Origin of the sequence: Prevotella sp. P2-180 (assembly GCF_002251435.1) — a bacterium.
GTDB lineage: Bacteria > Bacteroidota > Bacteroidia > Bacteroidales > Bacteroidaceae > Prevotella.
Window position 1 is genome coordinate 161764 of record NZ_NPJI01000013.1, and the last position, 20124, is coordinate 181887.

19 protein-coding genes and 2 pseudogenes are annotated in these 20124 nt (G+C 46.7%); 11 read left to right on the top strand and 10 right to left on the bottom strand.

Annotation, left to right across the window (positions count from 1 at the left end; genetic code table 11):
• Positions 1 to 26: 26 nt before the first annotated feature.
• Positions 27 to 692, top strand: coding sequence for an ABC transporter ATP-binding protein (locus CIK98_RS01805; protein ID WP_094382572.1), 666 nt, complete (start codon positions 27 to 29; stop codon positions 690 to 692).
• A 537-nt stretch (positions 693 to 1229) separates the two neighbouring features.
• Here CIK98_RS01805 and CIK98_RS01810 read toward each other — a convergent pair.
• The 5 genes from CIK98_RS01810 to CIK98_RS01830 form a co-directional block, all read right to left on the bottom strand.
• On the bottom strand, positions 1230 to 2075 hold the full coding sequence (locus CIK98_RS01810; RefSeq protein ID WP_141210363.1) for a hypothetical protein: 846 nt from the start codon (positions 2073 to 2075) through the stop codon (positions 1230 to 1232).
• A 12-nt stretch (positions 2076 to 2087) separates the two neighbouring features.
• The gene (locus CIK98_RS01815; RefSeq protein ID WP_094382574.1) at positions 2088 to 2741 is read right to left on the bottom strand and encodes a hypothetical protein; all 654 of its coding nucleotides are present in this window, start codon (positions 2739 to 2741) and stop codon (positions 2088 to 2090) included.
• Positions 2738 to 3253: an RNA polymerase sigma factor gene (locus tag CIK98_RS01820; RefSeq protein ID WP_094382575.1), complete on the bottom strand. Its 516-nt coding sequence runs from the start codon at positions 3251 to 3253 to the stop codon at positions 2738 to 2740. Before CIK98_RS01820 ends, CIK98_RS01815 begins: the two co-directional genes overlap by 4 nt.
• A 17-nt stretch (positions 3254 to 3270) precedes the next feature.
• Complete coding sequence (locus CIK98_RS01825) at positions 3271 to 4110, bottom strand: head GIN domain-containing protein (RefSeq protein WP_094382576.1); 840 nt, start codon at positions 4108 to 4110, stop codon at positions 3271 to 3273.
• A gap of 161 nt (positions 4111 to 4271) precedes the next feature.
• On the bottom strand, positions 4272 to 4886 hold the full coding sequence (locus tag CIK98_RS01830) for a hypothetical protein (protein ID WP_141210364.1): 615 nt from the start codon (positions 4884 to 4886) through the stop codon (positions 4272 to 4274).
• 111 nt (positions 4887 to 4997) lie between these two features.
• Between CIK98_RS01830 and CIK98_RS01835 the strand changes: the two genes are divergently transcribed.
• From CIK98_RS01835 to CIK98_RS01850, 4 genes are all read left to right on the top strand, one after another.
• Positions 4998 to 5498 (top strand): RNA polymerase sigma factor, encoded by a 501-nt coding sequence (locus tag CIK98_RS01835; RefSeq protein WP_094382578.1) that lies wholly within the window; start codon positions 4998 to 5000, stop codon positions 5496 to 5498.
• 16 nt (positions 5499 to 5514) lie between these two features.
• Positions 5515 to 6075 carry a hypothetical protein gene (locus tag CIK98_RS01840; RefSeq protein ID WP_094382579.1) on the top strand — a complete coding sequence of 187 codons (561 nt, stop codon included), beginning with the start codon at positions 5515 to 5517 and terminating at the stop codon, positions 6073 to 6075.
• Between the two features lie 66 nt (positions 6076 to 6141).
• Complete coding sequence (locus CIK98_RS01845; protein WP_094382580.1) at positions 6142 to 6588, top strand: DUF6108 family protein; 447 nt, start codon at positions 6142 to 6144, stop codon at positions 6586 to 6588.
• Between the two features lie 63 nt (positions 6589 to 6651).
• Positions 6652 to 7545: a hypothetical protein gene (locus tag CIK98_RS01850; RefSeq protein WP_141210365.1), complete on the top strand. Its 894-nt coding sequence runs from the start codon at positions 6652 to 6654 to the stop codon at positions 7543 to 7545.
• Positions 7546 to 8060: 515 nt separating this feature from the next.
• Here the strand turns inward: CIK98_RS01850 and CIK98_RS01855 are convergent.
• Entirely contained in the window at positions 8061 to 9509 is a 1449-nt protein-coding gene (locus tag CIK98_RS01855) for an ATP-binding protein (protein WP_094382582.1), read from the bottom strand.
• A 346-nt stretch (positions 9510 to 9855) separates the two neighbouring features.
• On the opposite strand from CIK98_RS01855, the gene CIK98_RS01860 reads away from it, so the two are divergent.
• From CIK98_RS01860 to CIK98_RS01875, 4 genes and pseudogenes are all read left to right on the top strand, one after another.
• Entirely contained in the window at positions 9856 to 10098 is a 243-nt protein-coding gene (locus CIK98_RS01860) for an ATP-binding protein (protein WP_094382583.1), read from the top strand.
• A 130-nt stretch (positions 10099 to 10228) separates the two neighbouring features.
• A complete protein-coding gene (locus CIK98_RS01865; RefSeq protein ID WP_094382584.1) occupies positions 10229 to 11359 on the top strand; it encodes an ATP-binding protein in 1131 nt (376 codons plus the stop codon).
• An 88-nt stretch (positions 11360 to 11447) separates the two neighbouring features.
• Positions 11448 to 12332 (top strand): annotated as a pseudogene (locus CIK98_RS01870) (glycoside hydrolase family 127 protein); the annotation flags it as partial.
• 4 nt (positions 12333 to 12336) lie between these two features.
• A pseudogene (locus tag CIK98_RS01875) lies at positions 12337 to 12844 on the top strand (helix-turn-helix domain-containing protein); the annotation flags it as partial.
• Between the two features lie 147 nt (positions 12845 to 12991).
• Here the strand turns inward: CIK98_RS01875 and CIK98_RS01880 are convergent.
• From CIK98_RS01880 to CIK98_RS01895, 4 genes are all read right to left on the bottom strand, one after another.
• Positions 12992 to 14116, bottom strand: a complete 1125-nt coding sequence (locus CIK98_RS01880; protein WP_094382585.1) for a PAS domain-containing sensor histidine kinase — start codon at positions 14114 to 14116, stop codon at positions 12992 to 12994.
• Positions 14106 to 15410, bottom strand: a complete 1305-nt coding sequence (locus CIK98_RS01885) for a sigma-54 dependent transcriptional regulator (protein ID WP_094382586.1) — start codon at positions 15408 to 15410, stop codon at positions 14106 to 14108. Before CIK98_RS01885 ends, CIK98_RS01880 begins: the two co-directional genes overlap by 11 nt.
• 120 nt (positions 15411 to 15530) lie before the next feature.
• Positions 15531 to 17873 (bottom strand): ABC transporter permease, encoded by a 2343-nt coding sequence (locus CIK98_RS01890; protein ID WP_094382587.1) that lies wholly within the window; start codon positions 17871 to 17873, stop codon positions 15531 to 15533.
• A gap of 23 nt (positions 17874 to 17896) precedes the next feature.
• Positions 17897 to 18565 (bottom strand): ABC transporter ATP-binding protein, encoded by a 669-nt coding sequence (locus CIK98_RS01895; RefSeq protein ID WP_094382588.1) that lies wholly within the window; start codon positions 18563 to 18565, stop codon positions 17897 to 17899.
• Positions 18566 to 18736: 171 nt separating this feature from the next.
• Between CIK98_RS01895 and CIK98_RS01900 the strand changes: the two genes are divergently transcribed.
• Positions 18737 to 19255 carry a response regulator gene (locus tag CIK98_RS01900; RefSeq protein ID WP_094382589.1) on the top strand — a complete coding sequence of 173 codons (519 nt, stop codon included), beginning with the start codon at positions 18737 to 18739 and terminating at the stop codon, positions 19253 to 19255.
• 2 nt (positions 19256 to 19257) lie between these two features.
• The gene (locus tag CIK98_RS01905) at positions 19258 to 20115 is read left to right on the top strand and encodes a PAS domain-containing sensor histidine kinase (RefSeq protein ID WP_094382590.1); all 858 of its coding nucleotides are present in this window, start codon (positions 19258 to 19260) and stop codon (positions 20113 to 20115) included.
• Positions 20116 to 20124 lie beyond the last annotated feature (9 nt).

Genomic DNA, 20124 nt, shown 5'->3' on the forward strand with positions numbered 1-20124 from the left:
ATTATAACTCCCCAAATAAAAAAACTATGATTAAAGTAGAAAATTTATCAAAGTCGTTCCGCACGGAAGAGGTGGAGACGATTGCATTGAATGGAGTGTCGTTCGAAGTGAAGGACGGCGAGTTTGTGGCTATTATGGGTCCTTCGGGATGTGGCAAGTCAACGTTGCTCAACATTCTTGGACTGCTCGACAATCCCACGGGCGGGAAGTATTGGCTCGACGGGAATGAAGTATCTGCACTGAAGGAGAAGGACCGCACCGACGTGCGCAAGGGGCAGATAGGCTTCGTGTTCCAGTCGTTCAACCTCATCGACGAGTTGAACGTGGAGGAGAACATAGAACTGCCACTGACATATCTGAACATTCCCGCCAAGGAGCGCAAGCAGAGGGTGCAGGAAATTATGAAGCGCATGGCGATAAGTCACCGTGCCAAGCACTTCCCACACCAGCTCTCGGGCGGTCAGCAGCAGCGTGTGGCTATTGCCCGTGCCGTGGTGTTCAGTCCAAAGATAATCCTTGCCGACGAGCCAACGGGAAACCTCGATTCAAAGAACGGTATAGAGGTGATGAAACTCCTTACCGAACTACATCGTGAAGGCACCACCATCGTCATGGTCACACATAGCGACCGCGATGCCTCAATGGCACAGCGAGTCATAAAGCTATTCGATGGGAAGGTTATGGAAGAGTAATCAAGTAATCATTCTGCCATCCAACAGGCTACTGTAATTAATTATATAAGGCTATAATTATTTCATCAAAAAGAGTGTTTAGATGTTATACGAACACCTGTTTGTTTTACGTTCCGCAGTGCGGAACGTATATACCGCAATGGGGAATGTACATACCGCAGTGGGGAACGTACATTCCGCACTGCGGAATATAAAACAAAAGCCCTTTCCTGATACAATTACAAATAGCTTTCGTGATTTTTATAGACGACTGTCTTTATATCTTTATATCAAGCAAGGAGATACTGTTATTGCTTCGCGCTTACGCGCGCGCACACTGTGTTTTTTTATTTTCTTCTATCACTTCTATCACTTTCCATATTAACTATCATGCTGACAGAGAGTTAGATAGTGATAGAAGAGTGATAGTAGTGATAGATGAAAGGTTTTAAAAATGATATTCGGTTAAACACAGGGTTTTACTGGTGAGCCATTATCTTACTCCAAAGTTTTAACAAAACAGTATCTTGAGTTATTAACTTCTATTACTGTATTTAGCTATTTCTTCAGCGCAATCCTTGCCTCCTCAAGCATGCCTGTGAGATATACGTCGCCTAAGGAGTAGTTTTTTATTAGTTCAGAAAGGCTCTTGTCGCATGTGGCGCGCTCGTTGTCGGTGAGCAACCTGCCGTGCTTCTTGCATAGTTCGGCAATCTTTACCACGAGTCCATAGAGTACCAATGTTTTGTCAACTTCGGTGGAGACGAACGACGCGCGCAGTGTGCCGAAACGCTTCATGAAGTCAAGATCGTCGTTGATGGTAGGCTCCAGGTTTTCCAATCCTGTCACTACGTATCCTTTGTTGTCGATTATCTGTTTGCCATCGTATGTGATGACGCGCTGTTGTGGGACTCGGGCTGGGTCGTTGCCGTAGATATGATAATGCAAGATTATTATATCGCTGCCTCTCTCATACCACACGATGGCATAGGCATGGCGCTTATCGGAATTTTTCTTGTCGCGGAAAAGGGCGACGAGATAGTTGTGGGTGGCATGTGAACCAAAGGTTACGGAATATTCGTTTTGTGTACCGTAAGGCACACTGAACTCCGACTTGAATAAGCTTGGAAGTGTCTTGCTATATAGTTTATATGCATCCTTCTCGTTCGTGAATGTCGTGACAAATGTCGCACCGAGTTTGCCGAAGGCTGACTTTGTCATCACAATCTCCTCGTAGTTGCAAAAGGTGGTCGGATTGTCGTTGTTATCTTCATAATGATTCTTAGACAACAACGTCTTGTCGCCTCTTGCGTCGAGGCTACTAAACAATTTCTCGATACTCTCTTGGGCCGATGCCACAACGCTAATTGTCATGGCAATAAATAATATACTATATCGTTTCATAATAATATTTTTTTAATATTCTTCTTCATATTCAATATTACAAATCTCACTTATTCTGACTTCTTGATACACAGTCATCGCATTAATCAGACGTTCAGCTTCTTCAAGAGCCACTCGCATGCTGTCCTCGCCAATCCCGTTGGTTTGTGTAGCCTGTGCAATAAGTCTCCTTGGAACGGGAGGGGCGTATGGTAATTTGCGTTGCTTTTGTGGTTTTGCCTTTTGCGTGGAATGAGAGGATGGGACATTATTGCCGCTACCTTCCCTGAAAGTGTCAACAGGCAGGATGATGGCTTTTGCTGTGTCAGAAGGTGTCGCCTCGGCAACGACTTGCCTATTGTTTCTGCCGACATTAAGCAAAAAGGCCAAGACAAAGATTGCTGCCACAGCCGCTGCCGCAGAAAGCCATGCCACCTTGTTACCGTGAGCGTGGGCGACTTGCCCGTTGACTGTCTCAGCGATGTGCATTTGAGACTCCTGCTCTCCTGTTTCCCACTCCTCAAACTGGCGGAACATTGTCCTGTATGTTTCCCAGTCTTCCCCCGAGATGTTAGCAGGTCTGTCTTCGTCAGTGGCACTACGGAAAAAATCTGTGAGAGCTGTTTCCTCCTCCACTGATGTCTCTCCGTCCATAAACCTCTTGAGCAGTTTTTCAATATCTTTCATTGTCTGTTCCTCATTTTTATGTCGTTAAACAATTTCTTTCGTGCATTGGACAGCATCACTTTTACTGATGCCTCGCCTATGCCTAACAGTCGTGCTATCTCTTTGTTGGAGCGATGTTCCATCTTGCGCATTTTGAGCACTTGCAGTTCTCTTGGCGGCAGCTTCTCCATCTGCCTGACAAGCCACCGCTCGTCTTCCTCCAGCTCCATTCGCTCCGAAGGATTCGACTCCTGCCCTGCCTTCTGCGCCAATCCTTCCCCGGCATCGGCAAATATGGAAATGCGTTTCTTTTGTTTTCTGATGATGTCGATTGAAAGACGTTGTGAGATGACAGTGGCGAGTTTGAGGGCATGGTCGTCGTCCTTGAGCTGGGCATGAAGCGTCCATAGGCGCAGCATAACGTCGCCTGCGGCATCTTCTGCATCGTCAGCCGACGAGAGTATCTGCCTTGCCACGCCATGTGCCACAGTTCTTAACTGAATGGCAATTGCCTCAAACTCGCTTTGTGTCATCCTTTTATATAGAGATTTTATGGTCTTGCATTAATGTTGTTCACTGTCCTTGGCCTCTTTCGTAAAATCGAACGACCGTTGGTGTTGCTCTCGCTACTGTTGCCAGTTATAACAAGTTCATTCTTCTTAATTTCACCTGAGCCGGCAATCGAAGAACTGTAGTTGACCACCTTACCCTTTAGTTCTATCTCACCCGACCCGGCTACGCTGCATTTCAGTTCGTGGCAGTCAGAGAACGTCGCGTCAATATTACCCGAACCAGCCACCGAAAGTTCAGCCTTTTTGCATACGGAAGCAACATTGTCGATGTCGATGTCGCCCGAGCCCGCCACTGATGCGTTGATTTTTTCCGCATTAGCTTGCTGCAGGTCAATATCTCCTGAGCCGGAAATGGTCAATATCAACCAGTCGGCAGTCACTTTCCTGAGTTTGATGTCGCCCGAGCCAGTTACCTTGAAACGAATATCGTTCGTCTTGATATCTGTTGTGGCGATAAAATCCCCGCTGCCAAGACTTTCTGCCACCTTGAGTTCGGGTGATGTGACCTTCACAACAACCTCGTCAGAGAGTTTGGCGGAACTAAACGTCACTCCGTTTATCTTTTTCTTCTCGCTTTCCACGGAGATGTTCAACTGTTGGTCCTTCACTTCCACCTTAACATTCTCCATGTCCTTTGGCGAAGCGATGATGATACATTCGTATTTCGAGCCTTGGGCGTAGTTGACTGTGATGCCAGCTTTGATCATCACCTTATTAAATTGGGGCAGCGGTACAGTCTTCTTCACTCTGTCCATTCCGAGAGCGGTAATCGCTCCCATACACATGGCAATAGCCAAAATAAATAATACCTTTTTCATGTTCTAATCACTTTTATTGTTGTTCCTTTATCTATAATAACGAACGAAAGTCGAAAAGTTAATGCCAAAGACTGAGTTTATTTTCATTTTTTAGAGCTTAAAGGCTGTCACGCTTGTCACGCTGTCACACATGTCACGCTGTCACGCTGTCACGTTTGCGGTCAGAATTTGAGTCGGAAGAGAGTGGATGTGGTGTCGGACTTCATCCTTTCAAGGAATGGTTTTACATAGAAGAGTTTGGGTTGAGGTTTGGGAATAAGCGTCATGCGGCGGTAGTTATCCACAAAATTGAGGAGTTGCCTGCCGGTGGAATTGATTACCGACAGACCTTCCTTTATATCGGCATCATCAGCCTTATTACCAAGTGTCTCGCTGAGCGAAGTTATTGGTGCCACATTATTCATTATCTCATGTGTCAACACACGGATGAGCTTTGTCCATGACTCAAGTTCGCGCGACGACAATTCATTGCGAATGTCACTGAAAGCGATGATACGCACTTTCTTGTCATTTAGTAATGCCGAAGTCTCGCGTACGGAGAAATCCTCCGATGCGAGTTTTTCCTTCACCTGACTTTCAAATGTCAGCACTGCCTGGAGAGGATAGGAGAGGTTGCCTATCTCGTCCAAGAAGAGAGGTCGGGACAGGTCATTGTCTCGCAGGAAAAGACAAAAATATAACCTCAAAAGCGGGACACTGACCTGACCCTGTCCCCTTCGCTTTTCCTCGTCTATGCCACTTAAAGCCAACGACTGCCACAACCACTTGAAACTCAAAATAAAAGCATCATTCTGCTATTTCTTGCTTTTTTAGGCGTTATTTTTACAAAAAAAGGCTTTTTAGATGTCCGATTTTTCAATTTCATACGTCTATAGAGTGTTAAGGTTATGATAACAGAAGAATTCAAACATATCATCCTACCGATGCGCAGCCACTTGAAAGCGTATGCGCTAAGGTTGACTGAGAGTGACGACAATGCCGAAGACCTCGTGCAGGAAGTCTTGCTCAGGCTGTGGGACATGCGCCAGAATATCCAGACAGAAGATAACCTCAAGGCGTTAGCCATCACAATCATGCGCAACAAGTTTTATGACCAGTGCCGACATGAGGAGCGGAACTTCACCACCGACAAGGTGATGGAAGAAGCCATAGAAGACAGGCGGGTAGAGCAACGTGACGAGGTAAACCTCATCAAACAGATAGTGGCGCAGCTTCCGCCCTTGCAGCAGCAGATATTCCGTATGAAGGAGATAGAAGGCTATACTGCCGATGAAATCATGCAGATAACGGGATGCTCTGCCGATAATCTCCGAAAGAATCTCTCCCGAGCCCGGCTCAAAATCAGAGAGACCTATATGAATATCGTGAGACAAAACAGAACAAAATAAAGAAGGAGGAAAGAATATGAATGAAGAAATAAAAAGAATCGATGAATTCAAGGATATCGATGAATTCAAGACGATACAGGACCTGCTCGACAAGTATATGGATGGAGCCACTTCCAATGAGGAAGAGGCAACGATCAGAAAATATTTCGAAGAGCATGGCAATGATATCCCTGAAGAATGGGAATCCTATCGCGCCCTTTTCTGCTATATCAGATTCGAACAGATGGATCTTTCTCAAATTCTAAAAGAAGAAAAGAAGGAAGAGAATTTCGAAAAGAAAGTTATTGCAAAGGAGAATATCGAAAAGAAGGAAGAATGGGAATTTCTGAATAAGAAAGCTTCTCGCAGCAGATGGCTTAAATATTTAGGCACTTCTGTGGCAGCCGCCGCTATCATCGCATTCCTGATTGTGGGCATCCAGAAGATAACCCAGCCTCAGCCTGAATGTTATGTGGTTATCGATGGAAAGGTTTATACCGACCATGAATTCGTTCACCACGAAGCCCTGGATGCCCTGGAAGATGTTTCGGCTGATTCCGAAGATCCATTCAGTGCCCTGGATATGATGAAACAATAAATTCATCTTTTAGATGAAACAATTAATCAAACTATAAAGTATAATATATATAATAAGGTATAGAATATGAAACGATACAACTTGATAAAACGCTTCTTCATCGTACTGCTTCTTTTCGTGGTAGCCTCGATTTCGGCTAATGCCCAGGAGGGGCTGTACGCAAAAAGCATATTCCAACGATTCGGGCATGCCAAGGGATGCAAGATGGTTACGATGCAGAATACGCAACTCAAAGGTTACAGGCTCAAGATATACAAGAGCCTGGTATATAAGAACCATGCCACGGAAATAGCCCACTATCTGAAGTCCGACCGCAAGGCTGCAAAAAAGATCAAAGAGGTGGTGGAGAATGGCAAGATGGTGAGCGGCTATTACATGATGGCACCCTTGAGCAATGGCAACAACCGCTTTATCCTCTTCAGTAATCCGAATGAAAGCAAGGGAACCGTGATTTATATCGAAGGCGACCTGTCGCCCGAAGATATCATGCAACTCTGCTATTCCAGAAGATAGAAGCAATATTTTTCTTCTGGAATATTCTCAATAAGAATAAAATACAACATAAAATATAGTATTATGAATATCAAAAACGTAATGATGATGGCTGCCATGATGCCAGCCTTCGCCCTTGCTGAAACCAACAGCAACAGTGCACCAGCCTCTGCAGAGGCTAACGACACCACAATCAGAGTGAACGACCAGAACATCGTCATCAAGCAGGATGGCGAACAGACTTCTGTGAAGATATATAAGAAGAACGGCAACGAGATGACCAAGATTTCAGAGACCCAATTCGTAGATGGTCAGGAAGTAGAAAAGGTATTTGTCACCTCACCATTCATCCCTCAGACTTTGAGCAAGCGCAAGCGCAGTCTGGAGAGTCATTATCCAACCTTCTTCTTCGGCTGCAGCCAGTTGCCAGGCAGCAGGGGAAGCATGGGTGGCAACAACGAGATGCACAGTCGCGACTCCAAGTCGTGGGAATGGGGCATCACCCTCACCAGTCTCTGCTTCCGCCTTTCCAACGAAATGGCGCTCACCTCCTCCCTCTCCATCGGACAGGTACACCACCATTTCAAGGACAATTATGTATTAAGCACCGAAAACGGGGTTTCGGCTATGACTCCGATAGAAGGCGAAACGCTGAAGAAAAGCTATATCAGCTACAATGTGCTCCGCCTGCCTATCATGCTGGAGTGGCAGAAGCGCACAGGATGCCATGATGCATTCCTGGCTTTTGGCCCATCGGTAGAATACCGCTGGCACGAGCATTCCCGCTACTTCATAGGCAAGCACAAGCATACAGAAACGGGCGATATCAACCTCAACCCTATCGGCTTGAACCTTGAAGCCCGTGCCGGCTACTCAGGAGTGATGCTCTACGCCCGTGCCGGAGTAACCCCGCTGCTCAACAAGACCAAGGCTCCCGAGTGCTACCCGATGACCATCGGCTTAGGATTCAGACTGTAATATAGCAGAAATATAGCTGTAATGTAGCAAAACATAACTGAAACTGTCCCCATCTGAGATTCCCACTTTCAGATGAGGACAGTTTTTTACGGAATAATAGGGACAGGTCCATCGACCCTAAAGAGTGAACCAATGTACCTGTCCGTGTGACCCTTCGACACCAACTCCTTGAAGGACACGGAGACTGGAGTGGCGAAATAGGGGATACAGTTTTTGACCCAAATCTATATAATATTTTCCCCGCAAGTTCAACATAGAACTGCAATTTTCTGGTAGATGAGAATAAATAATCTAATACCAGAAAATACCAAGGGGTTTGGGGGCGAGAAGCCCCCATCAGTGGTGAGTCACAATAGACTCAGATAAATCCATCATCATCGAGTGAAATGCTGCAATGGGCTACAATGCTTGTTGCAGCATTTGGTTTTATGCAAAAAGCAGTGTATATTTAGGGTCGATGAACTGAAGTGAACTTGTCCCCGATGATTCTTGATGACAGGTGAGGTGAAAATTATTTATTCCGCGAACAAGTCCTCCAAGGTCACGACACTTATGAAATCACTGCTGTATTCATTGTGAGTCAGCCCGTATGTAGTGATTAGTGTGCTATGTATTGCCGCTTTTCGGGGAATATGTTCCAGAAAGAGATTCTTGCGGTGTACAAGTTTTGCATGGTAAGACTTATCCACGGTGAATTCCTCGCTGTAGAATTTTATCTCGCAGAGATTGTATATGTTGTCCTTGCGCTTTATGATGAGGTCAATTTGTGTTCCTTCATTATTGTTGTCTCCCTTTTGAATCCATGACGATTGTTCTGTGCTTACTCCGGCAATGCCAAGCCCCTTCTTTATTTGTGAGATGTGGTTGAGACAAACTTCCTCAAATGCAATTCCTCTCCAACTGATTACCGCCTGCGAATCGATGTTTTGGGTCCAGAAGTCCTCTGGCAGATTATGTCGTCCTTTAATGTATGTCTGATAGAATCGACAGAAAGGGTCAACAAGTTTATATCGCGTGTTGCGTACACTGTCGCCGAACGGCGCATATTCTATGATGAAATTGCTTGCCACAAGGGCTTTCAGTTTGTCAGACAGGTTGCCACTGTCTTCTATTCCTGTGAAAGAAGATATTTCCTTGCGCATATATCCGGAGTGTCTTCTGCCGATACATTCAACTATCGCTTTCATATCTTCGGGGGAAGAGAATACGGACGCGAAAAGCCTGTCGTATTCATCTTTTAGCTTTCCGTCGTTGGCGAACATCAGGCGGTCCACGTTTTGTGGCAGACTTAACTGGGGCTCAAAGTAGTTAAGGTAATATGGAACACCACCGAAAATCATGTAGCTTTGCACGATGTCGTATCTTGAGATTGGTGTGTTTTTACTCTTGAAGAACTGTTCACATTCATTGAGTGTGAAGGGGGATAATTTGATGATGTGTGTTGTTCTGCCGTAGAGTCCACCATGGTTGTTGATGAGTTTGTCGAGAATCCATGAGTTGGCACTACCGCAGACAATCACCATCACGTTGTCGCGATGACATGCCCATGTGTTCCAGAATCCTTCGAATGCGGTGAGAAATCCCGAACGTGGTGTATCTAACCATGGCAGTTCGTCCAGAAAGACAACCTGCCTTCTGCCTGTGTCATTGTTCTGAAGGTGCATACTCAGCATAAAAAAAGCCTCAAGCCATGAAGTGGGTATGTGGCTCTTGGGCATCCCTTGCAGGAGCAATGAATGATAGAAATGCTTGAGTTGTTCGGGCATGAGATTCTTTTTACCTTCCTCATCTACTGGCGACAGACCGGCATGTCGGAAAGTAATCTTCCCGTTCAATGCTTGGTCAACCAAAAACGTCTTTCCTACTCTTCGCCTGCCATATATGGCGACCAAATGGGCTTGGTTACTCTTGTAAAGAGTATGCAACTCCTTGATTTCTTTGTTCCTTCCGATAATCCTTGCCATAGAAATTATGCTTTTATTTTTCGGCAAAGGTACAAAAAATCCTTTTCACCGAAAAATAAAAGCCTGTTTTCTATACTTATTTAACAATTAGAGGGTCATGGAGACAGGAACATCGACCCTAAAGAGTGAACCAATGTGCCTATTCCTATGACCCTTATTTGGGGTTATTTTGACTGTCGAATGAAACGTGTTTTCCGCTCCTCTATAACGCGCTTGTAAATGCGTTAGCAAACAGATAGTCAAACACTACCTTCCGGAAGAACTGCTCCATTTTTACCCCGCATTTGGGCGAAAATCGTTTGTTATATCAGAATTATTGTGTATCTTGCACCAAAATAATATCTATATGGAAAGACTGATTGGAAGGACACTTGAATGTCAGGAATTGCAATGGGCAATGGATTCGCAACGCTCGGAACTGATAATCCTCTATGGCAGACGCCGTGTGGGAAAGACTTTTCTTGTGCGTCGCTTTTTCGATGACAAGATTTGTTTGCAGATATTCTTGAAAAAACGATTTCACTTGGAAAATACAACATCTAAATACGAATCTAAGGGACTGGTTAATAACTGTGCCCCTGAATTCTAATGTGGGGTTTATAATATAGCGTTAAAATATATCAAATATGTGAATTTATTTATCTCCATATTCGCGTAATATATAAATAATCAGTATCTTTGCGCCGTTATTTATTTAACGTAACGTAAAACACATAATTATGGTGTGGAATGAAAAGACAAAGAATCCTTTCGTGATAGAGGGGTATGTGTCGCCAGATTTTTTTTGTGACCGTGAGAAGGAAACCTCACTTCTTACGAGGCATCTGACAAATGGTTGCAATGTGACACTTATGGCTCCCAGACGACTTGGGAAGTCGGGATTGGTGTTCAACTGTTTCAACCAACCTGAGGTGCGAGAGGTATATCATTGTATCTATGTGGATATATACGAGACGAAGAACCTTGATGAGTTTGTATGTGAATTGGGTAAGAGTATTCTTGCTGAACTTCGTCCGAAGGGACGTAAGGTTTGGGAGAACTATCTGAATATACTAAGTTCCTTGAAATCCATAATATCATTCGACATTAATGGCAATCCGGAATGGAGTGTAGGCATTGGAGACATCACCCTACCGGATGTTACACTTGACGAGATTTTCGCATATCTGAACAATGCGGACAAACCGTGTTTAGTGGCGATTGACGAGTTTCAAACAATAGTAAATTATCCCGAAAAGACGGTTGAGGCATCATTGCGCAAGAGAATACAGAATTGCCATAATGCAAGTTTTGTGTTCGCTGGCTCCAAACGCCATTTGGTGGCGCAGATGTTCACATCGCCGTCAAGACCATTCTTCAATAGCTCGGCAATTATGGGACTTGAACCTATCGACCGTATTGTATATTTCGAATTTGCCAACCGCCATCTCTCGAATATAGGAAAGGCAATTTCACGTGAGGCTTTTGATTTTGTATATGACACCTACCAAGGTGTGACATGGTATATACAATATGTGATGAATATGCTTTATACTTCCTTTTCTCCCAACAGTGTGTTTGTAAAAGATGATGTCGAGAGTGTTGTGCGTGACATACTCTCGCAGCATCGTTTTGCCTATCAGTCGCTTATGTATCAGTTGACTTCTAAACAGAAACAAGTTGTCATGGCTATTGCACGTGAGGGGAAAGTGGGGGCGCTGATGTCACAATCTTTCCTTCGAAAGTACAACTTGGGCGCAAGCACAGTACAGGCAGCAGTTAGAACTTTGCTCGATCGTGATTTCATTACTTTTGATGAGGGTGTTTATCAGCTTGGCGACCTTTTCTTAGCACAGTATCTCTTATTATAAATAAAAGGAGTATCTTTGCAAGCGAAATACAGTCATCGAAACAATAATTAAAAAACCGAATATGAAAAAAATCATTATCGCTACAATCATGGCGGCAGTAATGATGCCCGCCAATGCACAGAAGAAGGGTGGCCATGGCTATCCAATCACTCCTGTGGAGTTTACCAAAGTGAAAGTCACTGACTCATTCTGGGGGCAGAGACTAAAGGCAAGCCGCGAGGTAACTATACCACTCGCCTTCAGCAAATGTGAGGAAACTGGTAGATACACCAATTTTGAAAAGGCTGCCAAACCGAGTGAATCATATAAGGTGGAGGGATTGTCGTTTGATGACACCGATGTATATAAGACCATCGAGGGCGCAAGCTACTCACTGCAGACATATAGCGACAAGCGACTCGTGGAGTATATTGACAGTGTGCTCGACATCGTGGCAAAGGCACAGGAGCCCGACGGATACCTATATACATCGCGCACGATGAACCCGAAGCATCCTCATGAATGGGCTGGCGACAAGAGATGGTCGAAAGAGGAAGACCTCAGTCATGAACTATATAACCTCGGACACATGGTGGAGGGAGCTGTTGCCCACTATCAGGCCACGGGTTCAAGGAAATTCCTCGACATAGCATGCCGTTATGCCGATTGTGTGTGCCGTGAGGTAGGTCCGAACAGCGGCCAGGCTTGTGTTGTTCCGGGACATCAGATTGCCGAGATGGCACTGTGCAAACTATATGTGCTAACAGGTGAGAAGAAATACCTTGATGAAGCAAAGTTCTTGCTCGACTATCGCGGAAAGACGCAGTTTAAGAGCGAGTACAGTCAGAGTCACCTGCCAGTGCTTGAGCAGGATGAGGCTGTGGGACATGCCGTGCGTGCCGCATATATGTATGCAGGTATGGCTGATGTGGCTGCCCTTACTGGTGACAAGTCGTACATCGAGGCCATCGACCGTATATGGGAAAACATTGTGACTGTGCCGACGTGTGCGCAATGACGCTTCAACCAGCCATATTCCATTTGTTATGCTCACGGCAAAGACCGACACCGACTCCAAGGTGGAGGGAATGAATGTTGGAGCCGATGCATATATCGAAAAACCATTCTCGATGAGTTATCTTGAGGCCTGTTGCCTAAATATCATGCACGTGAGGAGATTGCTGCGCGAGAAATACTCCACAACCCCATCAGAACCAATCACCGAGATTGCATCCTTTTGCTAATCCAGACCTCAACGTTAACTTCCTCGCCGACAAGTTGTGCATCAGTCGCTCGCGACTTTTCGCCAAGATAAAGACACTTGCCGACGTGTCTCCCAACGAGATGATTCAAATAGTGCGCCTGAAGAAGGCGGCCCAAATGCTCTCAGAGGGGAATATGAAGGTGAGCGAGGTGTGCTATACCGTAGGATTCAGTAATCCGTCGTATTTCTTTAAGTGCTTCTACAAGCAGTTTGGGGTAAGTCCTTCGGAGATAAGAAAATAAAGTAAAACTTCAATAAGAAAGTAAGAGTATTCTCGCTGAACTTCTGTGTTAGCAGGTTCCAAACGCCATTTTTTTTGATGAGGGAGTATATCAGCTCGGTGACCTTTTCTTAGCACAGTATCTTGTGATGAACTCCAAGGTCTAGAATCAGAACTTCATTCGGAACAGAGTGGCGGTGGTGTCGGATGTAATCAGTTCGATACTGCCGCCATTTTGTTTCATTATCTGGCGCGAGATGCTCAGGCCGATGCCGCTGCCGGTGGGTTTGGTGGTGAAGAAGGGGACGAAGATCTGTTGTGCCTCGTCCGAGGAAATAGGTTGGCCGTTGTTACGGATGTCGATGAGGATAGAGTCGTCGGGAGTGGTGTAGGCTGATATGTATATTGAGGTTGCACCTGCCTCTATGGCATTTTTAAGCAGATTGGTGACGACATGGGCTATGAGGCTTTCATCGGCATAGAGGAGAAGGTCGGAAACGGGGATGTCGAGGTTGATGTTCGAGTCTTTAGAATACTCAGAACTTATGGTTGCCATCCTTTCAAGGAATGGTTTTACGTAGAAGAGTTTTGGTTGAGGTTTGGGAATGAGCGTCATACGGCGGTAGTTATCCACAAAATTGAGGAGTTGCCTGCCGGTGGAATTGATTACCGACAGACCTTCCTTTATATCGGCATCATCAGCCTTATTACCAAGTGTCTCGCTGAGCGAAGTTATTGGTGCCACATTATTCATTATCTCATGTGTCAACACACGGATGAGCTTTGTCCATGACTCAAGTTCGCGCGACGACAACTCATTGCGAATGTCACTGAAAGCGATGATACGCACTTTCTTGCCATTTAGCATTGCTGTGGTCTCGCGTACGGAGAAATCCTCAGATGCGAGTTTCCCCTTCACCTGACTCTCAAATGTCAGCACTTCCATATCGAGCAGTCGTAGTGCAGCCTCATTATGCTGAAGCACACTGCCCCGTTCGTCCACTACCATTATACCGGTCGATACCGCATTGATAATCTGTTCGTAGTATCTTTCCCGCTCCATAAGGTCGTGTCGCGCCTTCTCGATGATGCGCCGAATGCGGTTGAGCGACTCGTTGACAAGTCTGTCGTGGCCCTGCTCTGGGAAGTTGAAAGAGAAGTCGAGGTTGTCGATGGCATTAAAGAGGAACGTCACCTTGCCGATGGCGCGGCGGTATCGTCGGTGGAGCACAAGGCATACGATGCCGAATACGGCTGCCGTGCTGAGTATGGCGATGATGACGTTAGAGTCCATATTTCTTGATTTTATTGTAAAGAGTCTGGCGGGTGATTTCCAGTCGCTGAGCCACCTGGCTGAGGTTGCCTTCGCACTCGTGTATGGTTCTGGCGATGAGATCGCGTTCCATTGAGGCGAGGGACGCAGAGGGTGTAGAGGAGTGAGAAGAGGGTAAAGAGGAGTGAGGAATGCCTATTTCCCCTATTATCACGGCTCTCTCCATAGTATGCTCCAGTTCGCGAATGTTTCCAGGCCATGGATATTCGAGCAGTTGTTGACGGGTTTTATCGTCGATTGCTATTGGAGTCTTGTTGTAGAAATCGGAGAACTTCTTGATGAATTGTTGGGCGAGAGGTATTATCTCATCCTTACGTTCACGCAGTGGTGGCAGGTGTAGGCAGATGGTGTTCATGCGATAGAGCAGGTCCTCGCGGAATGTACCTTCCCTCACCATATCCTGCAGGTTGCGGTTGGTGGCTGAGATAAGGCGGATGTTGATGGGTATCTCCTTGGTGCCGCCGAGACGAGTGATTGTCCTGCGCTGAAGGGCAGTGAGCAGTTTGGCCTGGAGAGGGTAGGAGAGGTTGCCTATCTCGTCCAAGAAGAGAGTGCTTCCCTCTGCGAGTTCCATCTTTCCCGGTTTGTCGCTCTTGGCATCGGTGAATGCCCCTCGCACATATCCGAACAATTCGCTCTCAAACAGTGTTTCCGTGATGGCACCCATATCCACAGTCACCATTTGCTTTGCGTTACGTTTCGACAATCTGTGAATCTCGCGAGCCAGCACCTCCTTGCCAGTTCCGTTTTCGCCAGTGATAAGAATGTTGGCATCTGTTGGAGCCACTTTGCGAACAAGCTCCTGAAGAGCGTCCCCGCCACCTGGTGGTATGAGTGGTTGCGTATCATTATCGTGATGGCTCAACCTCCCATCGGAGGGCAGAAGGACCCTTAATTTCTCAATCAGCACCTCGTTCTCAAAAGGCTTGACGATGAAGTCGGCTGCTCCTTCCTTTATGCCTCTTACTGCGAGGTCGATGTCTGCGTAGGCAGTGAAGAGTACAACTGCTACATCTGGTTCAGTGTGCTTTATCTCCTTAAGCCAGAAGAGTCCCTCGTTGCCATTGTTGATGCCCCGTCCGAAGTTCATGTCGAGTAGCACCACGTCGGGTCTCTTCCTCCGCATCAGTGTAGGAATGGCGTTGGGGTTGGTGGATGTCTGTACATCCTCGCATACATTCTTCAATAGCATCCTCAGCGATACGAGCATTGCCTCGTTGTCGTCGATGATAAGTATATTGCCTTTTTTCTTCATTGTCTATTTTGGAGATAACGATGCAAAAGTACAAAAAAAAGACAAGGCAGACAAGAATGTAATCAGTAAACTTGTCTGCCTTATTTATTTTTAACAAACAGCTATGAATGCCAATTTATGTCATTCCGTCTTTATGCTCTCCACGGGATTGCTCGTCGCAACCTTCAGTGTGCGACTGATGATGGAGAGGAAGGCAATGACGAGGGTGAAGAGGGCGGCTGCCGCAAGCACCCACCACGGCATCGGAATCTGATAGACGAAGTCGCTGAGATAGTGACGCATTGCCTTGATGCTCAATGGAGTGGCTATGACTATTGCCACTGCCGACATAATCAGGAAGCGACGCGAGAGAGTCCATACGGCATTCGCCACTGTGGCTCCCATCACCTTGCGCAAGGCAATCTGCTTGCGCTGCTGCTCACCGTAATATACCGACATGGCAAACATGCCGAGGGCGGAGATGAGCACAGAGACGAGCATGAAGGCAAGGACGAGCGTCATCGTGTTGCGTTGTGACTTCAGTGAGTCGCTGAGTATGTTGTCTATATAGTCACATGGCATGTCAAGAGGAAGTCCAGTGAACTCCTTTGTCACCTCTGTAAAAACTTTCTTTACAGATGCAAGAGCCTTGTCCTTGTCGCCTTGCGTCTTTATCAGCATGCTGTTGTAATAGTAGTCTCGCGGGATGACCATTACGGCGTTGTAGGTTAATTCCCTTTTTTGTGGCAGGGCGTTGCCAGTGCGAAAGTCGGCAATCACTCCACAACACTCATATTCAGGTTTCGAGTCGGTGACACCAAAATAGGGCTTCTTCGCCGACACACCCCAAAAGCGTTTTCCGCTCTCCGTGACCCATATTTTCCCTTCTGTGGGTTCGCAATATCTCTCTAATACCTTGATACCGAGGAGGTTCATCGCAGTGGAGTCAAGTCGGCATATCCTCACCCACGACGTGGTTTCGCCTTGGTCGTTATGAACGCCGTTTGCGCCAGTGCTTGTAGGTAAACTACCGCAGGGAATGGCTTCCGCCACCTCTGGCAGTGCTTTCAGTTTATTTGCCAAAACCTGTTGGCGGTCAAGCCCCAAGCCTATTGCTTTGGTCATAGCCTCGATGATGCCATCCTTGTTGTAGCCATAGGGCAGGGTGTAAAGATGGTGCATCTGAAGGGTCATCGTCAGTCCTACGGCGATGAGCGTAGTGCTGACAACGCCCTGTGCCGTGATGAACATCTTGCTGAACCACATCTTGTTCTTTATCGTCAAGCTGCCCTTCACCACGTCGATGGGGGTATAGCGTGAGACGACTGTTGCGGGGACTATGCCGCAGACGAACGATATGGCGATGAGGGCTGCCGCAGTGGAAAGTAGCACCACGGGAGAAACATTGAAGGCGATTTTCGTGGAGAGAATGTCGTTGAACAATGGTATCAGGCATAGAGCCAGCAGCAAGCCGAAGAGGAAACTGGCAGACGTGAATAGTGTTGACTCTTTGAAATATCTCAACATTACACCCCAAATGCTCTCGCCCAGAAGACGTCGAGTGGCCATCTCCTTGGCACGTTTCCCAGATTGTGCCACGGTGAGGTTGATGTAGTTGAAGATAGCGCAGACGAGGAGTACGAGGGCTACAGCAAGCAGTATGTCAACCAGCTTCTTGTCGCCGTTGCGCATGTACCAGTTGTTTATGTCAGAGAAATAAAGCTTGTCCATGCGTGTCAACGTCGAGCCCCAAAGAAAGCTTTTTCCGTCGTTTTCCCTCTGATAATGGAATCTCTCCCAGTATTTCACGTACTTATCGAGCAGTTTTTCTGCCACTTTGTCAGGATTGGCACCCTTGGCAAGGCGCACGAAAGGAGTGGTCTCGCCGAAGCTGTCCATTCGCTGGTCTCTCGCCTCCTTGTGTTTCATTGATACCATCACCTCAAAGGGTTGGAAAATGTCGGACTTGCCAAAATCGGGCATCACTCCCGTGATCTTAAATGTCATGGTGTCGCACTTGATGGTCTTGCCTATGGGATTGTCGTTGCCGAAAGCCTTTGTGGCGAACGACTCGCTGATGATGGCCTCGTTGAGGTTGGCGACAGCGCGTCCCTTGTCGCCTCCTCTAACCTCATAGCCGAAAAACTCGAAGAAGTTGGGGTCGATGGCATATGCTTGGGTCGGGAAAAAGTTGTCGCCGACAGTAAAACCAGGAAAGCGGTCGGCAGTAGCCACTCTTGTCCACTCCTCAATTTCGGGTATGGACGGGAAAAACTCCTGTGCCGTGCCCCATGTCATGCCGAGGTAGTCGCCCCAGCCTACGGCATAAATCTCTTTTGTATTCTCGTTGCCCTTGCCCACACTGTATTCCATCGTGGCATAGGCTCCGAGGATTATCACAAAGCCGAGGGCAACCGACAGCCCGAATGCCTCGATTGCCGTATATAGCTTGTTGCGGGATAAAAACTTAAAATATGATTTCATTCTTAATTTTTAATTTTTAATTCTTAATTCCCCTCAACCACTTGTCCATCAAATAAATTAATGATTCTTCCGGCAAACGTCGCATCATGCAGCGAGTGGGTCACCATCACCACAGTCGTCCCCTCTTGATTCAGTTCGGAGAGAAGTTGCATCACCTCCTGACCGTTCTTAGAGTCGAGGTTACCCGTCGGTTCGTCGGCGAGGATGATTCTCGGTCTTCCCACCACGGCTCGGGCTATTGCCACACGTTGCTGCTGACCACCCGAAAGCTGGTGTGGATAATGCTTCATGCGATGGCTCAGTTTTACCTTGCGCAGTATGTCGAGCACTCGTTGCTTACGCTCTTTCTTTTCCACACCGAGATATTTCAGTTGTAGTTCGATGTTCTCCTCCACTGTGAGTTCATCGATGAGGTTGAACGACTGAAACACAAAACCGATGTGCCCCTTGCGGTATGCCGTGCGCTCGCGCTCTTTAAGATGTCCCACCTCCTCCTCGCCGAGCCAGTATTTTCCCTCGGTGGGACTGTCGAGCAGTCCTAGGATATTCAGCAATGTTGATTTGCCGCAACCCGATGGGCCCATGATGGCAACAAACTCGCCGTCGTTCACTTCGATACTCACCCCATTGAGTGCTACCGTCTCCACTTCCTCCGTGCGGAAGATTCTTGTGATGTTTTCTGTCTTGATCATATTATATTGTTTTCGTACCGCAAAATTACGGCATTGAAGCCAAAGAACCAAGACTTTTCTTATATGCAGACAACGATTGTATGAAAATCATACAGACTTCTGTGTGATAATCATACATTTCCATCAAAATATTTCGTCAAAACATGGGAAATGATTAATTTTGCACCAGATATGAAATACGGAACAATATTAATAGTGGATGACAACGCGTCAATACTTACGGCATTGAAGATTTGTCTCGCCGATGTGTTTGACCATATAATAACAGTGCCAAATCCCGATGGAGTGCTTGCCTTGCTCCAGCAGGAGAGGGTGGATGTGATATTGCTCGATATGAACTTCACCATCGGTATGAACAGCGGACAGGAAGGATTAATGTGGTTTCGCTCCATACATCGCCTGCATGCGGATATTCCCGTGGTGCTCGTCACTGCCTTTGCCGATGTGCAACTTGCAGTGAAAGGACTCAAGGCAGGTGCGGCTGACTTCATCACCAAACCGTGGGACAACGACGAACTCATCCGAACACTCAAGGATGCCATCGACAATAACAATCATATTGACACTCTCGAAACCGTTGAGACCCAGCATGTGCGCAAGGTATTGGACAAATGTCACGGAAATATATCGCGTGCCGCCGAACTCCTCGGCATCACCCGCCAAACACTCTATTCAAAAATAAAAAAATGATTATGATAGTCATAATAGCATTGTTGATAGCCGTGGTAATAACTCTGTTAATATACCTCTTTTATCACCATCAATGCCGCCTGCGTGATATGGCATTCCTCATGCGTGAGGCGGTTCTCAATGGCGACTTTACCTTCCGTGTGCCAAGCAAGCGGATGTTCTTCGGCGAAAAAGCCCTACTTGATGCCCTCAACGACATGGAGAATAACATCGGACGCCTGACTGCACAAAACGAGGTGGAGTCGTGGGAGAAACTCACCCGTGTGCTCACCCACGAAATCAACAATGCCACCACTCCAATACTCAGTATCTGCCAGTCGTATCTTGCCTCGCCATCAATCAATTCCTCGCCCTACCGTGAGGGCATCGAGGCAATTCGCGACACCACATCCGCCCTCAACGTCTTTGTGGATAGTTATCGCAAGATGACGCAGATACAAAAGCCCGCCCCAGTGGAGCTCAATCTCCTTGATTTCATCTCAGGCCTCACTTGTATGTATCCCTCCATACAATGGCATATCGACATCCCCGAATCTCTTACAATAACCATCGACCCCAACCTCCTTCGTCAGGCAATAATAAACATAGTGAAGAATGCCACCGATGCTGACGCCAAGAACATCTCTGCCAGATGGCTTAACCGCCGTCTCTACATCAGCAATGATGGTGCCCCGATCCTCCCTGATCATCACCGAGACCTCTTCGTTCCCTTCTACACAACAAAGCGCCATGGCTCTGGCATCGGTCTTCCTCTCTCCCGCCAGGTTCTGATGATGCAAGGTCGCGAACTTACCCTTGCTCCCGTTCCCCAAGCCGGATATCATGTCACCTTCGTCATCTCAGCGATGGACAATCATTAATTGTTTCTT

Coding starts and splice junctions, on each gene's coding strand:
- CIK98_RS01805 (WP_094382572.1), top strand. CDS start 27: ATGATTAAAGTAGAAAATTTATCAAAGTCGTTCCGCACGGAAGAGGTG.
- CIK98_RS01810 (WP_141210363.1), bottom strand. CDS start 2,075: ATGAAACGATATAGTATATTATTTATTGCCATGACAATTAGCGTTGTG.
- CIK98_RS01815 (WP_094382574.1), bottom strand. CDS start 2,741: ATGAAAGATATTGAAAAACTGCTCAAGAGGTTTATGGACGGAGAGACA.
- CIK98_RS01820 (WP_094382575.1), bottom strand. CDS start 3,253: ATGACACAAAGCGAGTTTGAGGCAATTGCCATTCAGTTAAGAACTGTG.
- CIK98_RS01825 (WP_094382576.1), bottom strand. CDS start 4,110: ATGAAAAAGGTATTATTTATTTTGGCTATTGCCATGTGTATGGGAGCG.
- CIK98_RS01835 (WP_094382578.1), top strand. CDS start 4,998: ATGATAACAGAAGAATTCAAACATATCATCCTACCGATGCGCAGCCAC.
- CIK98_RS01840 (WP_094382579.1), top strand. CDS start 5,515: ATGAATGAAGAAATAAAAAGAATCGATGAATTCAAGGATATCGATGAA.
- CIK98_RS01845 (WP_094382580.1), top strand. CDS start 6,142: ATGAAACGATACAACTTGATAAAACGCTTCTTCATCGTACTGCTTCTT.
- CIK98_RS01850 (WP_141210365.1), top strand. CDS start 6,652: ATGAATATCAAAAACGTAATGATGATGGCTGCCATGATGCCAGCCTTC.
- CIK98_RS01855 (WP_094382582.1), bottom strand. CDS start 9,509: ATGGCAAGGATTATCGGAAGGAACAAAGAAATCAAGGAGTTGCATACT.
- CIK98_RS01860 (WP_094382583.1), top strand. CDS start 9,856: ATGGAAAGACTGATTGGAAGGACACTTGAATGTCAGGAATTGCAATGG.
- CIK98_RS01865 (WP_094382584.1), top strand. CDS start 10,229: ATGGTGTGGAATGAAAAGACAAAGAATCCTTTCGTGATAGAGGGGTAT.
- CIK98_RS01880 (WP_094382585.1), bottom strand. CDS start 14,116: ATGGACTCTAACGTCATCATCGCCATACTCAGCACGGCAGCCGTATTC.
- CIK98_RS01885 (WP_094382586.1), bottom strand. CDS start 15,410: ATGAAGAAAAAAGGCAATATACTTATCATCGACGACAACGAGGCAATG.
- CIK98_RS01890 (WP_094382587.1), bottom strand. CDS start 17,873: ATGAAATCATATTTTAAGTTTTTATCCCGCAACAAGCTATATACGGCA.
- CIK98_RS01895 (WP_094382588.1), bottom strand. CDS start 18,565: ATGATCAAGACAGAAAACATCACAAGAATCTTCCGCACGGAGGAAGTG.
- CIK98_RS01900 (WP_094382589.1), top strand. CDS start 18,737: ATGAAATACGGAACAATATTAATAGTGGATGACAACGCGTCAATACTT.
- CIK98_RS01905 (WP_094382590.1), top strand. CDS start 19,258: ATGATAGTCATAATAGCATTGTTGATAGCCGTGGTAATAACTCTGTTA.